The organism is Aureisphaera galaxeae (genome assembly GCF_028561275.1).
Taxonomy (GTDB): domain Bacteria; phylum Bacteroidota; class Bacteroidia; order Flavobacteriales; family Flavobacteriaceae; genus Aureisphaera; species Aureisphaera galaxeae.
Genome location: NZ_JAQQTF010000007.1, coordinates 314222 through 328367 on the forward strand (window position 1 = coordinate 314222; position 14146 = coordinate 328367).

At 42.4% G+C, this 14146-nt stretch carries 14 protein-coding genes; 6 read left to right on the plus strand and 8 right to left on the minus strand.

What is annotated here, in order from left to right:
* Positions 1-38: 38 nt before the first annotated feature.
* The 7 genes from POV27_RS14495 to POV27_RS14525 form a co-directional block, all read right to left on the minus strand.
* Positions 39-1547, minus strand: a complete 1509-nt coding sequence (locus POV27_RS14495; RefSeq protein ID WP_272863507.1) for a DUF4153 domain-containing protein — start codon at positions 1545-1547, stop codon at positions 39-41.
* 100 nt (positions 1548-1647) lie between these two features.
* Positions 1648-1953, minus strand: coding sequence for an antibiotic biosynthesis monooxygenase family protein (locus POV27_RS14500; RefSeq protein ID WP_272863508.1), 306 nt, complete (start codon positions 1951-1953; stop codon positions 1648-1650).
* 53 nt (positions 1954-2006) lie between these two features.
* The gene (locus tag POV27_RS14505) at positions 2007-3275 is read right to left on the minus strand and encodes a hypothetical protein (protein WP_272863509.1); all 1269 of its coding nucleotides are present in this window, start codon (positions 3273-3275) and stop codon (positions 2007-2009) included.
* Positions 3272-4948 carry an ABC transporter transmembrane domain-containing protein gene (locus POV27_RS14510; protein ID WP_272863510.1) on the minus strand — a complete coding sequence of 559 codons (1677 nt, stop codon included), beginning with the start codon at positions 4946-4948 and terminating at the stop codon, positions 3272-3274. The genes POV27_RS14505 and POV27_RS14510 overlap by 4 nt, the downstream gene beginning before the upstream one ends.
* A 10-nt stretch (positions 4949-4958) precedes the next feature.
* Complete coding sequence (locus POV27_RS14515; RefSeq protein ID WP_272863511.1) at positions 4959-5990, minus strand: P-loop NTPase family protein; 1032 nt, start codon at positions 5988-5990, stop codon at positions 4959-4961.
* Positions 5991-5997: 7 nt separating this feature from the next.
* Positions 5998-6771 carry a porin family protein gene (locus POV27_RS14520; RefSeq protein ID WP_272863512.1) on the minus strand — a complete coding sequence of 258 codons (774 nt, stop codon included), beginning with the start codon at positions 6769-6771 and terminating at the stop codon, positions 5998-6000.
* A gap of 109 nt (positions 6772-6880) precedes the next feature.
* Positions 6881-7978 carry an isoaspartyl peptidase/L-asparaginase family protein gene (locus tag POV27_RS14525; RefSeq protein WP_272863513.1) on the minus strand — a complete coding sequence of 366 codons (1098 nt, stop codon included), beginning with the start codon at positions 7976-7978 and terminating at the stop codon, positions 6881-6883.
* Between the two features lie 201 nt (positions 7979-8179).
* On the opposite strand from POV27_RS14525, the gene POV27_RS14530 reads away from it, so the two are divergent.
* The 6 genes from POV27_RS14530 to POV27_RS14555 all read left to right on the plus strand — a co-directional run bounded on the left by POV27_RS14530 (position 8180) and on the right by POV27_RS14555 (position 13422).
* Positions 8180-8683, plus strand: coding sequence for a CAP domain-containing protein (locus POV27_RS14530; protein ID WP_272863514.1), 504 nt, complete (start codon positions 8180-8182; stop codon positions 8681-8683).
* A gap of 66 nt (positions 8684-8749) precedes the next feature.
* Positions 8750-9283, plus strand: coding sequence for a 3-hydroxyanthranilate 3,4-dioxygenase (locus POV27_RS14535; RefSeq protein WP_272863515.1), 534 nt, complete (start codon positions 8750-8752; stop codon positions 9281-9283).
* Between the two features lie 3 nt (positions 9284-9286).
* Positions 9287-9889 (plus strand): pyridoxine/pyridoxamine 5'-phosphate oxidase, encoded by a 603-nt coding sequence (locus tag POV27_RS14540; protein ID WP_272863516.1) that lies wholly within the window; start codon positions 9287-9289, stop codon positions 9887-9889.
* Between the two features lie 82 nt (positions 9890-9971).
* A complete protein-coding gene (gene amaB, locus POV27_RS14545) occupies positions 9972-11525 on the plus strand; it encodes an L-piperidine-6-carboxylate dehydrogenase (protein ID WP_272863517.1) in 1554 nt (517 codons plus the stop codon).
* A 99-nt stretch (positions 11526-11624) separates the two neighbouring features.
* Positions 11625-13013: an MGH1-like glycoside hydrolase domain-containing protein gene (locus POV27_RS14550; protein WP_272863518.1), complete on the plus strand. Its 1389-nt coding sequence runs from the start codon at positions 11625-11627 to the stop codon at positions 13011-13013.
* A gap of 40 nt (positions 13014-13053) precedes the next feature.
* Positions 13054-13422 (plus strand): hypothetical protein, encoded by a 369-nt coding sequence (locus POV27_RS14555; protein ID WP_272863519.1) that lies wholly within the window; start codon positions 13054-13056, stop codon positions 13420-13422.
* Here the strand turns inward: POV27_RS14555 and POV27_RS14560 are convergent.
* The gene (locus POV27_RS14560; protein WP_272863520.1) at positions 13419-14144 is read right to left on the minus strand and encodes a metallophosphoesterase; all 726 of its coding nucleotides are present in this window, start codon (positions 14142-14144) and stop codon (positions 13419-13421) included. The genes POV27_RS14555 and POV27_RS14560 overlap by 4 nt on opposite strands.
* Between the last annotated feature and the right edge of the window lie 2 nt (positions 14145-14146).

The window sequence follows — 14146 nt, forward strand, 5'->3', positions numbered from 1 at the left end:
ATATTGTAGGATGTGATTTGTGAGTTATTTAACAGAAATCAATGGCCAAACAGCTCTTCGTAGGCTCGATATTCGGCAAGATTCCAAGATAACCAGTTTTTCGCCTCCCACTTATTCTTAAAGGCAGTTTTTCGCCTTTGAATAGTGCGGTAATAGCCAACGTAGCTCACTTCATTCCTGTCGTTCAGAAATTTCGATTTTTGAAAAGTGTCCATTTCCCTAAGTGCTTCAACTGAAATATCAAGGGAAGGTAATGACTTATCCGATAGGCCCTTCAAGAAATCCAAGTGTACATAGGACTCGTTCGCATTCGAAAAATTGTAATCTGCAATGATACGGTCCCAATTGGCGAGTGATGAAACCACTAAGACAGCATAGAGTGCCAATGCATTGGTTTTGAAGAGATAAAAAGCGGATTTTTTGTACTTTATTTTAAAGAAGACGGTATATAAACCGAAAAGGGTCAATAGTAAAAATAGGATCACGCCTATTCGCTTATAAGCGAGTGCAAAATATTCTATGTATTGGTAGTTTCGTATTCCAACGGAGATGGTTAAGATAGCATTCTGAATGAGCCACGCATAGCTTAGGTAAAGCAGCAGTTTGTTTTTCTTGTAGAAATTAAGGTTCCCTCGAAAGAAGTATAGGACAACCGCTATAGAGATAAGAATGGATAGAATTAAAAAATAAGTGCCTTCATGAACGAATTCCTTAAGGGTAGATCCATTCCATTCAAAATTGAACCAGACCCAATAAATATCCAAACCATTGAGCAAAAGCAACAGAAGATTGAGCACTACAAGTAGAAATACTCCCGCTCTGTATTCATTGGACAAGGCGTTAAGTTTGAAATAACGCTTCAATCTTTGACGTGTTCTCACCAATGTTTCAGAGGCATTACGATCCTTTAATTCCAAAGATTTGTTCTTGGTTCTCATCCATAAAAAGGCTCCTAGGAATAAGGAAAATATAAATGTGAAAACCAATCCGAAATTAATGGAAGTGAATAGGAAATTGACTCCTTTCTGAATCCAAGTGCCCACATTTCCCATGATCGATCCAAATTTTGCATTGGCAAAACTGTATATGCCAATAAATAAGATAATGATAAAAATGGGTGCTATGAAAATTCTACTTTTCCAAACGACTTTCCCTGCTTTTTTTCCCTTCAGCCACCGATGGAAAGCGTCCCTAACGAATGCTATAGGAGCAGTGAACAAACTTGAACCTGCAATCCCTGCGACAGAAACTAGGGAACGCGCTTTGGCAAAATTAAGGGAGCCTACAAATAGGAAAAGAGCCAAAAAATGAATCACATACCCGTAAATGCTATAGGATATCACGGTAAAAAGGGAAGTGAGTACAAACCCCAAACCGGTTATGAGCTGTTCGCGATTTTTTAATGAGAATTGTTTGGTAAGGAGTAAGGCCAAGAAAAAGAGGGTTTCAAAAAGAAACAGGTTTAGGCCAATTCCTTGTTTGTAAAATAGAAGGGTAATGAGAACTGCAGAAATACATACAACGCTGGGAGCACTTTTTAGATTCATCGGAAAATAGATGTTAGTTAAAAGTAGTCGTGCGCTATATCTCCTCGTTTAGAATTTACTCCTATAAGATAGAGAAGTAAGAAAGAGGTTGCGTGGGCTCCTAGGACTTATGGAATTCGTATTCCCGTTCCACTTTGCAAATGCGGGTCTTGTACCATTGGTACCAGCGCTCCCGCCCGAGTTTTTGAGCTTGTAGATGATCCAGATTTTCTTTCCAACGTGCAATGTCTTCCAGTGTTTCCCAATAGCTAATGGTAATAGCCAGGCCATCCCGAGCATGTTCCATTCCTATGTAACCAGATTGTTGTTTGGCAAGATTTTCCATGGCATCGGCCATTTCTGCATAGCCTGCCGTATCATTTGTTTGTTCGCTGGTGAAAATTACAGCGTAGTAAGGTGTAGACATTTGCTAGGGTTTAGTTTCGTAAAAATACAAAGAACAAACCGCACCCCATACTATTATTCCAAGGCCCAATTACTCGTCCAATTATTACCGGGCGGAACAGCTCCTTTAAACGAAACGGGGTCAAACCAAGGATCGACGTTGGGGATGGGAAGTGTGTTACCTTGGCTAACCCCGACAAAGCCATTCATGGCAGCGGGGGTTTGTTCATTTTGAAAGGAGGGGTCCGAAAAAAGACTGGCATTACTGGTAGTGCCGTCGTAATAATCGGGACCATTATCGAAAAGGTTGTTATGTGAGAAAATAAGTTGTTGATTGTTAATGAGCGTTGCCGAATAATCTGCCCGAATCGCACGTCTACACTGTGTTAGAAGTGAGTTGTATATTTTTCCATGGGTAGAATCCCGAAGGCGAATTCCCCGAATCTGCGGATCCGAACTATTGCTCCCCAAACCTACAATGGTGACGTTAGAGAGTATGGGATTGGAAACAGGAGTGTTTTCCGGTGCGCCACTGCGTCCTTCGATTCCTGTGAGAGTGTCTTGGGTGGTTTGCGGATAATGGGCAACCCAAAATTGTCCCAAACCACGCCAACCGGCATCCCATCGATAGGCTTTTCCCAAGGTTTGTGTAGAAATGGCGTGTTTCAGTCGAACCGTACCTCCCCGAAAACGTATTCCGTGTCCTAGGGATTGATACACCTGGATATAATCCAGCTCCGTGGTATTGCCCACTCCGTTGAAATTGACCGCACCCGAGGACGCTCCCAATACTTTACCGGCATATTCTATTCGTACGTATTTCAGTTCACCAGAATGATCTGTATCATCGGCCTGCACATCGGTGCGTCCATATTTGCCTATGGCATCGACCAAATTGGTGCTACGTTGATTCAAAGTAGCTTGCCCATTAATGTGTAGTCCCGCCCAATCTCCGGCTACTGGCGTACCCGTAAGTTTGGAGATAGAGGTAAACACAATGGGGTTATTGGCATTGCCAGAGGCTTGTATATCCGCTTTTCTGGAAACAATTAGTGCCGTTGGGGAGCTGGTTTCAGCATAGATGGTCGTACCTGGCTCAATGGACAAGGTGTCTTCTACAAACACCAACCCCGACAAGATATAATCCTTATCGGCAGTGAGGGTTATCGATTCATTGATCGCTCCTGTTATTCTAAAAAGTGAATTGCCCTGAATAGTAGTTTCTTCAATGGTATAAGTAGGTTGCAATCCAGGAATAATCACCTCATCCTTTTCACAAGAAGCAAATAGGAAAAGAGCCATTACAGTAAGCAAGAAGATGTTAAGATAGGGTTGTTTTTTCATTGGGAAAGGGTAATTACATGATCAATTTCTATGGTGGATTCTTTCCAAGTACGGCATAAGAATACTAAGGTCTTTTCCCCTTTTTGGGAAGCCAGCCATTCCATAATGTTCCTTTTGGTGTTCTTTTCCATGTTTCGAATGGGTTCATCGATAATGATGATGGGCTTGTTGGATAGGATGGCACGGGTGTAGTGTAGCAGTTTTATTTGCGATTTGGAAAGGTTCTTTCCTCCTTCTACTACTTTATCCTTAACATCCAACTTCAAGGAATTTGGGACATCCCGTTGCAGCTGTTCCAGTAATTCTTCCGTTTTGGACAGTTTGGATTCCTTTCGGCTGTAAGAGACTACTTCAAAAACAGTTCGGCCAATGAGTTCTAATTCATCCGAAACAAAGGTTACCTTTTTCCGAATGGACCTTAGATCCAAATTATTCATCGCTTGCCCATCGAAAAGGATATCTCCTAAATCGGGCTTGTAAATTCCTGCGATGAGTTTGAGAAGTGTGGACTTACCTTCCCCATTGCCAATCTTTATCTGATTTGCTTTTTTGGGTTGAATGGTGAAATCAAGATTGGAAAACAAAGGTTCTTCGTCGGTATAACCGAACGTAACTTTTTTGAATTCGATGTGTCCTTTGTCATATTGATATGCCGGACGATCCCCATTATTTTTCTCTATGGGAAGTTCAAAAACATTGATGAGCTTCTTAAAGGAAATATTTCCCAATTCCCAAACGGAAGAAACCCGAATCACCCTTCTGAAAATTGGAAGGATGGTAATGAATAAGAGCAAGAACCCAATAATTTCACCTTGGTCGATGGTTAGGCTGTTATTCGTTTTTTGAACATAAACCACATATAGGACCGAGAGCAACACCAAATACAACATGGCGGGAATAGCTACTAGAATGAAGTTGTATATTCCCTGAAAGCTTTTGCCTGCGTCGTACAAATGTGCCGAACGTTTATTGTATTTTCCAATTTCGGTACTGTCTTTATTAAAGGCCTTAATCGCATTTACGGCATTTAACTGTCTACTCACAAAGGCCAATAATCCGGACCGTGTGTTTCTGCGTTCCACCGAAACCTTAAAGAGAATCTTATTCAATAAAAACACAGAAAGGGAAGTTGCGACAAAACCGATCAAGATGATAAGGAAAATGGTCTTGTTAAGCCACAGCAAAAACAGCAAGGCAATGAGAATAAGTATGATGTCCGTTAAAAACCCAACAATACCTTTGGTGAGATAGTTTTGAATGGTCTTTAAGTCGCCGCTATGCCGTAGCAAATACCTTCCGGCACCCCGATTATCATATACCAGGGATTCGATTTTCAGTTGTTGTTGATACAATCGCTCTCGAAGTTGCTTCACATATAATTCTCCGAGAATAGCGGTTTGATACCGTTTCAAAAACTGGAAGACCAGTAGAATGAGTATCATCGCAAATAGGAACCACAGATATTCAGGAACCGTTCCCCAAAAGCTGAAGGGTAGCAGGTCCAAGAATGCGGCTCTGTGCGATTGAAACTGAAATAACAGGTCGAAGAACTTTCCTAAGCTTACAGGAATGAGTACCACAAATATATTGGCTACCATTCCCACTATGATCGTTGCTAGGAACCGCCATTTATGTTGGCGAATAAAAGGTAATATAAGATCATTTCTGCCCATAATATCTTATTTACGCGGTTTCTTGTAGATGTTGTTCCAGTAGTGTTAATACATTAGGAGAAGCCAATTTTTCCAAGTCGAGAACAGGAAGCTTTATAGTGCTTTCCACTTCTTTTACGAATAGTGGGCTAGCGGTAAATAGTCCGCCCACAGCGAAGGCCTGAATGCCTAAACTTTCCAGAATGTGAATGCCCGATAGAATGCCAAGACTATCCGCTGCTGAGAAAATGACATGGTCTATTTGGTTCATAAAACCAGAATGCTCTAAAAGCATGGCGGTTTCGCGTTGTACAAGACCGTCGGCAATTTCTATGATGACATAGTCGGGTTCAATGCGAGAAGAATGATTCATGAGCGTTTCGAATAAATCCAACAATTCCTGCATCCCGCATAAATATGTGGATGGAAACCCATAGGTCGAAAAATCGATGGAGAGGTGGGCCCCACAATCCCTTGCAAAATGACGGTCTTTGGTATACACGGTACCCGTTAATTTAATGTAGGCTACCTTCTTTCCAGCGGATTTGAGCCCTCTTGCCAAAAATGCGGCAGTGGTGGTTTTTCCACTGTCCATAGAGGACCCTAAAGACAATACAATTTTTGGATCCCTAGGAGCCCTGGAAAATTTATTGGCTTTGGCATGATAATATTTAGTATTGATCACCTTATCGTTTTTGTCGGTGGCATATCCTATCAATTCAAGATTGGTGGTTCCTATATGTTCCAGTTTTTGATGCATGGAGGCAAGGATTCCCACAGCACCGCCTTTTCCAAGAATATGATATTCTTCATGATATTCGGTAGGGACATATCCTTCAAATTGATCGGTGGCGTATCGGTTTCCGAAGGCGGCCATAACATAATCACCGGGGAACAAATAACAGTTGTTGCCGTTAACTCCTTGTACCGAGTTATGCTTACCTATTTCGAGGACTTTAAAAATGGCTACATCTCCCGCTTTGGGAATGTAGGAGGTGTTGATTTTTTCATTGATCGTGTAATCATCAACCCGATTACAAATGATGGTCTTTTTTATTTCCATGGTGCGTTCATTTAGTGGATATAGTGTAGCTTACGCTTACCCCCAGAACTTGATAATCGTTAAAAGGGTAGCGAATTGAGGTCTGATTTCTATTTAGGATATTAATCTGTCTGAAGTCCTGAAAGGTCGTATTGAACTCTTCTTGCCAGATATAATATAAGGTCACGTACAATCCGCGCTCGGCCCGAAACCGTATCCCGGCGCCAATCCTGTATCTGTGGAATCCATTGGGTGGGTTCGAAGCCAGTAAGGTTTCTCCATCTTCATCGTAGTAATCCAAAGGATTTCCACCTAAATAATAATACAGCTGGTAGTTTATGTAGGGTGTAGCCCGAAGTGGCAGAAAGTCGTTCTTAAAGTTTAGTTTAATGTAATAGACGAACCTGTATTGGTATTTATTGAAGGTTGGGAAAAATCCTTCGGCAGTTATCCTGTTTCTTAAGGGGAGGCCAAAAAGGGTGCTCCGGTAATCGAGGCTGGCTCCGAAACGGTCCCGCCATGTACCCTCGGTATTTCCCTTTAATAAAATGGGTTTGTAAAAAACCTTACCGGAAATGCGCTTGTTGAATCGATAGTCCAAACCCAGTTTGAACTGATAGAAAAACGGGTCGTAGTTATCAGCATTAAAGGCACTGAGAAAGCCCGTTTGCAATTTGGTTTTTTTAGTGAACCGATAATCCAGATTGAAACCGTAACGATGGTTGAAGTCCGAATTAAAATCTTGGGATAGGCTCTTGGTGAAAAAGAAGCCAATAAACAATATAGTATAGGTTGCCCTCACAGGATAGATTTAGTGCGTTTGTGCAATTAGAACAACTACACACCAAAATCTCCTGAAAAAAAGTAGGAATTTCTTTCTGGGGGCAATTCCCAGAAAGAAATTTTATGGGTTATTCGTCTCCGTAAATTCCTATATATAGGTTGCCGTCGGCATCCATGTGGGCACGGTACATTCCCTTGGTATTGAATTCCATACTTGGGTTCCCTTTCGCGTCAATGGCAATGACACCGCCGGTTCCTCCAAGCTCGGTTAATTTTTTCTGAATAACTTCCTCCGTGGCTTCTTCCACAGAAACACCTTTGTATTCCATCATCGCAGAAATATCGTGGGCGACCATGCCACGAATGAAGTATTCGCCCCAACCCGTAGAGGATACGGCACAGGTTGTATTGTTGGCATAGGTGCCTGCTCCTATGATGGGGGAATCACCAATGCGGTTCCATCTTTTATTGGTCATACCTCCGGTGGAGGTTCCGGCGGCTAGATTTCCGTTTTTATCCAATGCCACACAACCCACAGTACCAAATTTTGAATCTTGGATGAAAGGATCTACGAAGGATACCTTTTCGTCATGATCTAAAGTGACTTTTTCTTTTTTAATAGCACGTTGTAAGGAACGGTACCTTCTTTCTGTATAGAAGTAGTCGGGTTCTACCAATTCTATTCCCCGTGATTCGGCAAATATTTGGGCTCCCTTACCCGAAAGCATAACGTGATCGCTATTATCCATTACTTCTACCGCTAGGTTGATAGGATTCTTTATCTGAGTTACACCGGCAACGGCCCCGGCATTCAACGTTTTTCCGTCCATGACCGATGCATCCAATTCGTTTTGTCCTTCATGCGTAAAAACGGCACCTTTTCCAGCGTTGAACAAGGGAGAGTCTTCCATAATATTAATAGAAGCCGTTACGGCATCCATAGCGTCACCTCCATTCTTAAGGATGTCATGTCCGGCTTTAATGGCTTCTTCCAATTTACTTTTATAGGCTGCTTCCAGAGAATCGCTCATGTTCTTTTTGCGAATGGTTCCCGCACCTCCGTGAATTACAATTCCGAAGGTTTCAATAGTTTCCGCAGGGGATTCGACTTCTTTGGAAATTGAATTATCAGAAATTTCCGACTTCTGATTATCATTTTCTGTGTTTTTACAGCTTAAAAGCACTAAAAATCCGATTAAAAGTGTTAAAATTTGAAATTTTTTCATTTTTTTCCGTTTGAATACGAATATACTGCAAAACGCCCTGTTTTCCGAGGGTAAGCGTTAAATTTATTGTAAGAAATTTAAGCAATATCTGTTAAAAACATCGATGAAATGCACATAATAAACGTTTAAGTGCATTTTTGCATTGTTTTTTTTCCTACATTTGAATCAACATCAAGCCCCAAATTTGATGTCCCCCGCAAAATGAATCTACTAAAGACTAGCCTACTAGCTACGGTACTGTTCTTAACGGTAACGTCATGCTCCAAAGAAGAGACTGCTGAGGTCCAAGAGGCCAACATCAGCATAGATCTTAACCTTGCCCAAGAGACTGATTGGACAATGGCCAACGAAGTTTTGGCCTTAGTCAATGATCACAGAATAGCAATGGGCCTTTCAACGATCGTCCGAGACCAACAATATGCATCGGCGTACGCTGTGGAACATACCAAATACATGATTGAGATGTCCCAAATCAACCATGACAATTTTGGCGATCGTTCTAGGGCCTTAAAAGATAGAGGAGCCGAATCGGTAGGAGAAAATGTAGCCTCTGGCTACGATACCGCCGAGGCTCTGGTAACCGCATGGCTTAGCAGCCCATCCCATAGAAGGGTACTTGAAGGAAATTATACGCATTCAGGTTTTGGAATTATGCAGAATGCGCGTGGTAAATACTATTTTACCCAACTTTTCTATAGAAAGTAATTCTTGTTGTTTTTTTAGTTTTTAAAGCATTTGCCGTATTTTTATAATCTATATAAAGATACGGCTATGGCTATTTCCAAACCTTTCAACCTCACCCAATGGGTAGAGGATAATCGAGAACTTTTAAAACCCCCTGTGGGGAACAAAAATCTCTATGTAGATGCCGATGATTACATCGTAATGATCGTTGCGGGCCCTAATGCACGCAAGGATTATCACTACAATGAGACCGAAGAATTGTTCTATCAGTTGGAGGGGAATATTAAGGTGATCGTTCAAGATGAGGGAGAGCGAAAGGAAATGGAATTGGGCCCTGGCGATATGTATCTGCATCCTGCCAAAGTACCGCATTCCCCCGTCCGGAGTGCTGGCTCCATCGGGTTGGTCATAGAACGCAAACGCGACGACTTGGAAGGTATGGATGGTCTTCTATGGTTCTGCGATAATTGCAACCACAAACTACACGATGTTTATTTTCCCCTAACCGATATTGAAAAGGACTTTTTAAAGCACTTCAAGGATTTCTACGGAAGTGAAGAATTGCGTACCTGCAATAATTGCGGTACCGTTATGGAAGCCGACGAACGTTTTGTGGGATAATACATGAAGAAAGGCCTTTCTAAAGACATAGCGGATCCTTTTCAGATATTGGAAGCATGGTACCAAGAAGAAAAGGCCAATGCACCCTTGCGATATGCTACGGCTTGTGTAGTTTCCACCACGGGTTTGGATGGAATGCCCAATGCGCGTGCCATTTCCATTAAGGATCTAAAACCTCCCCACCTTATTTTTATCACTTATTACGATTCTGAAAAAGGCAAAGAGCTTGAACAGAATAATGGAATTGCCCTTACCTTTTGGTGGGATCATTCACAAAGGCAAATTCGGATTCGGGGAAAGGCACTTCCCTTACATGCTGAAGAAGCCGATACATACTTTGCCAAACGCGGCAAATCTGCCCAAGCATTTTGTTGGGCGAGCAAACAAAGTGAACCCATGGAAGATGAGGAAGCCATGCGAAAAGTGTTCCAAGAGAAGCTCGATGAGTATGCTGACACTTCTGTTCCACGGCCTCCTTATTTCGGCGGATTCAAGGTACTTCCTTCCCGAATCGAGTTTTTGCAACTTAAGGGAGATAGGTTCCACAAGCGGATTTGCTATACCCTACACAATGATGTTTGGCAGGTCGCTCAATTGCAACCCTAAGAAGATGGGGATTTACTTCCAATTATAAGCTGTATTCCGTACATTCGCGGCAACAAATTTGAATTAAAAAATTGAGATAACTATGTCAAACGTAGCCACTTCCTTTGGTATTGAAGAAGCTCTTCAAGAATTGGGAATCAACGAAACAAATCATGGTACTTCTACGGGATCCAACTGGATGCCAGGCACCGATGAAATCGCTTCCTACTCCCCAGTAGACGGAGCCTTGATCGGTAAAGTAACCACTACCACCAAAGATGAATACGAACAAGTAATAGCATCGGCCTCAGAGGCTTTCAAATCATGGAGGGTAATGCCAGCGCCACAACGCGGTGAAATCGTGCGTCAGTTTGGAGAAGAATTACGTCGTTTGAAAGAGCCTTTAGGTAAATTGGTTTCTTACGAAATGGGGAAATCCTATCAAGAAGGATTGGGAGAAGTTCAAGAAATGATCGATATCTGTGATTTTGCCGTTGGATTATCCCGTCAGCTTCATGGATTAACCATGCACAGTGAACGTCCTGGGCACCGTATGTACGAGCAATATCACCCACTAGGGATCGTAGGAATTATTTCTGCCTTTAACTTCCCAGTAGCTGTTTGGTCTTGGAATACTGCCTTGGCTTGGATCTGTGGAGATGTGTGTGTTTGGAAGCCGAGTGAAAAAGCACCTCTTTGTGGAATCGCTTGTCAAAAAATTGCCGCCAAAGTATTCGCAGATAATAACCTTCCTGAGGGAATCTCATGTTTAATCAATGGAGATTACAAAGTGGGAGAATATATGACGCAGGACAAACGAGTACCTTTAGTTTCGGCTACAGGATCTACCCGTATGGGGAAGATCGTTGCCAAAACAGTAGGGGAACGTCTTGGAAAATCCCTTTTGGAATTGGGAGGAAACAATGCCATCATCGTAACACCAGATGCGGATATTAAAATGACGGTGATCGGAGCAGTGTTTGGAGCTGTAGGTACTGCCGGACAACGTTGTACGTCTACCCGTCGATTGATCATTCACGAAAGCATTTATGATCAAGTGAAAAAAGCATTGGTAGATGCTTATGGACAACTTCGCATTGGAAACCCGTTGGATGAGAACAACCACGTTGGGCCACTAATTGATACCGATGCCGTTGCTATGTATAATCAAGCACTGGAGAAAGTAGTAGCTGAAGGTGGAAACATCATCGTTCCAGGGGGTGTGTTAGAAGGAGAAGGATACGAAAGCGGATGTTATGTAAAACCAGCCATTGCAGAAGCGAATAACAGCTATGAAATCGTACAGCACGAAACCTTTGCTCCCGTATTATACTTATTGAAGTATTCTGGTGATGTAGAAAATGCTATTGACGTTCAAAATGGAGTAGCCCAAGGATTGTCTAGTGCGATCATGACCAACAACCTTCGTGAAGCAGAGCGTTTCTTGAGCCATGCAGGAAGTGATTGTGGAATTGCCAATGTAAACATAGGAACTTCCGGTGCCGAAATTGGTGGCGCCTTTGGAGGTGAGAAAGAAACTGGTGGTGGACGTGAGTCGGGAAGTGATGCTTGGAAAGTGTACATGCGCAGACAGACCAATACCATTAACTATACGACCGAACTTCCCCTTGCACAGGGAATCAAGTTCGACCTATAGAACATACTATATGTAAAGATTAGAACCCGTTGAAGATTGTTTTTCAACGGGTTTTTCATTTTTGGGTATATTTAGTCTTCTTTAAAAAAACCTCCAAGAATGAAACGTAGAGATTTTGCCAAAAATGTAACCCTAGCTACTGGGGTCGTTGGATTGGGAATGTTGAATTCCTGTGCCGAAACCCCTTCAGAAGAAACACCCGTAGTCTCCACTTCTAAAGAGGATCTTTCAGTATCCGATGAGCTTGCCCAAGAGATGTACAATAAAGCCTTGGAGATTACCAAAGCCAAAGTGCGTGGCGGGGATTCGGAAGCCTTCTTTAAAGAACCCTTTATAGATGCCGCTTTTTCGAAGAATATCTTCCTTTGGGATACCTGTTTTATGTGTTGCTTTGCCAAGTATCATTTGGACGAATTGCCGGTATATCAGGCCTTGGATAATTTCTACGACCGCATGGAAGAGGATGGATACATCTGCAGGGAATACCGCCACACGGGAGAACCACTTTGGAGCAAGGATCATCCGGTTTCTATCAATCCGCCATTACTGGCCTTGGCAGAATCGGAAATCTATTCAGTTTCCAAGGATATGGAACGCTTGCAATATGCCTATCCCATTCTGAAGAAGAACTTTCAGTTTCATGTGAATACCTATATGATGGACGATGATCTCTTTTACGGGGATACATTGGGCATGGGCATGGACAATATTCCAAGGGCACCACGCGATTGGGAACCTACCGAAGGAAATGGGATGACCCATCATGAACTCGGTGCAAAGTTGGCTGCCATGAATGCCTCTGGGGAAACAAAATTGAATATGTTCATCGCAGATTATGTTCTTACCAAGCAAGGAGTGTGGAATAAACAGGCCCGCTTGGTCGATTTCTCTTCTCAAATGGCAATGTATGCATTGCAACTCATTGACATGGCAAAGGAGACCGGAAATGAAGAAGATATCGCTTATTTCGAAGAAATTCATGGCAAGATAAAGATCGCTCTTAATGCAAAGTGCTGGAGCGAAGAAGACAAATTCTATTATGATTTAGGGTTTGACAAACAAGTTCCCAGAAGGCATATTGGTATGTATTGGGCGCTACTAGGAAAATTGGTTCCTGAAGATCGCATGGAAGCTTTTTTGAGTCATCTAAAGGACCCTAACGAATTTTACAGAAAGATGCCATTGCCTGCTTTATCTGCTGCCGATCCGGACTATGTAGGTTGGGGCGATTATTGGTTGGGCGGTGTTTGGGCTCCGACTGTTTATATGGTATTGAAAGGGTTATCTGCCAATGGACATGATGCGTTGGCCCAAGATTTAGCTACCAAAGTGTATCGAAATGTAGCTACCGTATATGAAGCCACAGGTACTTTTTGGGAGAATTACGCACCCGATTTAATTTCTTATGGAATGCCGTCGAAGAAAGATTTCTGCGGATGGACGGCTCTAATTCCTATTGCCGTATATAAAGAATACCTAGTGGGTTGATAGGAAATGCTCATTTTTGTAACTTGTCAAAAAATTGAATATGAAACGTTTTCTCTTTCTTTCCCTAGCCTTGATATTATTCTCCTGTAATAACGATGATGGAGGTGATTCAGGCGGATGTACTGAAGTTTTTGTCTATGGTTTAAGCATAGATGTGATCGATTCTACCACTGGGAACGCCGTTGGTTCAGGGATTACCGTTACAGCTACGGACGGAAACTATTCGGAGGAGTTGATGTTTTCCTTAGGTTCTTGGATCGGTGCGGGAGAACGCCCGGGCACCTATGATATTTCGATAACCTCGCAACAATATACCCCAGCCACCTTCAATAATATTGTGGTGACCATGACCTCGGATGGATGTCATGTACAAACGGAAAGTCGCGAGATATTTATTTCCCCTTTCTAATTTCTCCCTTTTTCATCGGGATATAAGGTATAGACAGGATCACTCTGCCAGTACTCTTTGGTATCCACATCGAAAACTGTAAGCGGACCATTAAATGCGGCTCCTGTATCTATATTCCATAGGTTAGCAAAATTAAGTGGTACCGTATATCCTATTTTGGAAACAGCGGTATGTCCAATGTAAATTTCTTCGTACAATGCTAGTCGTTGCGGATAGTGGATGTCATCTTTTGTGAGGGAAGGGTCCATGGATCGCGCCACTTCCCATAAGGTTCTATCCCAAAACACCATGTTTTTGAAGTGTTCATGATGTATGCCATGTACATTGGTAAAACCGGCATGTACAAATAACCGATTGGAATCGTCTACATAATAATCCCGTAGGGTTTCGTAGAAATACAAATGATCTTCCTTTTGGGATTTGGAAAGGCGCTTATAACTCTCTATACTGGAAGCCCCTCCGTGGTGCAACCACATTGCATTATAATCGTTGTGTTTTAAGTACTGATACAGAAGATAATCATGGTTCCCCCGAATAAAAGTACAGGCATATTTGTTCGAAAATTCTATTAGGAAAGAAACGGTTTCGGCCACCTCGCTCCAACCGTCCACATAATCTCCCAAGAAAATAAAACGATCTCCGTCTGTTGGGTGTACCTTTTCCAAAACTTGCCGTAATGCTCGTAAGCCGCCATGGATATCACCCACAACCAATGTCCTCATAG

Bases quoted from the DNA above. Each gene is read 5' to 3' on its own strand.
- POV27_RS14495 (WP_272863507.1), bottom strand. From the start codon at position 1,547: ATGAATCTAAAAAGTGCTCCCAGCGTTGTATGTATTTCTGCAGTTCTC.
- POV27_RS14500 (WP_272863508.1), bottom strand. From the start codon at position 1,953: ATGTCTACACCTTACTACGCTGTAATTTTCACCAGCGAACAAACAAAT.
- POV27_RS14505 (WP_272863509.1), bottom strand. From the start codon at position 3,275: ATGAAAAAACAACCCTATCTTAACATCTTCTTGCTTACTGTAATGGCT.
- POV27_RS14510 (WP_272863510.1), bottom strand. From the start codon at position 4,948: ATGGGCAGAAATGATCTTATATTACCTTTTATTCGCCAACATAAATGG.
- POV27_RS14515 (WP_272863511.1), bottom strand. From the start codon at position 5,990: ATGGAAATAAAAAAGACCATCATTTGTAATCGGGTTGATGATTACACG.
- POV27_RS14525 (WP_272863513.1), bottom strand. From the start codon at position 7,978: ATGAAAAAATTTCAAATTTTAACACTTTTAATCGGATTTTTAGTGCTT.
- POV27_RS14530 (WP_272863514.1), top strand. From the start codon at position 8,180: ATGAATCTACTAAAGACTAGCCTACTAGCTACGGTACTGTTCTTAACG.
- POV27_RS14535 (WP_272863515.1), top strand. From the start codon at position 8,750: ATGGCTATTTCCAAACCTTTCAACCTCACCCAATGGGTAGAGGATAAT.
- POV27_RS14540 (WP_272863516.1), top strand. From the start codon at position 9,287: ATGAAGAAAGGCCTTTCTAAAGACATAGCGGATCCTTTTCAGATATTG.
- amaB (WP_272863517.1), top strand. From the start codon at position 9,972: ATGTCAAACGTAGCCACTTCCTTTGGTATTGAAGAAGCTCTTCAAGAA.
- POV27_RS14550 (WP_272863518.1), top strand. From the start codon at position 11,625: ATGAAACGTAGAGATTTTGCCAAAAATGTAACCCTAGCTACTGGGGTC.
- POV27_RS14555 (WP_272863519.1), top strand. From the start codon at position 13,054: ATGAAACGTTTTCTCTTTCTTTCCCTAGCCTTGATATTATTCTCCTGT.
- POV27_RS14560 (WP_272863520.1), bottom strand. From the start codon at position 14,144: ATGAGGACATTGGTTGTGGGTGATATCCATGGCGGCTTACGAGCATTA.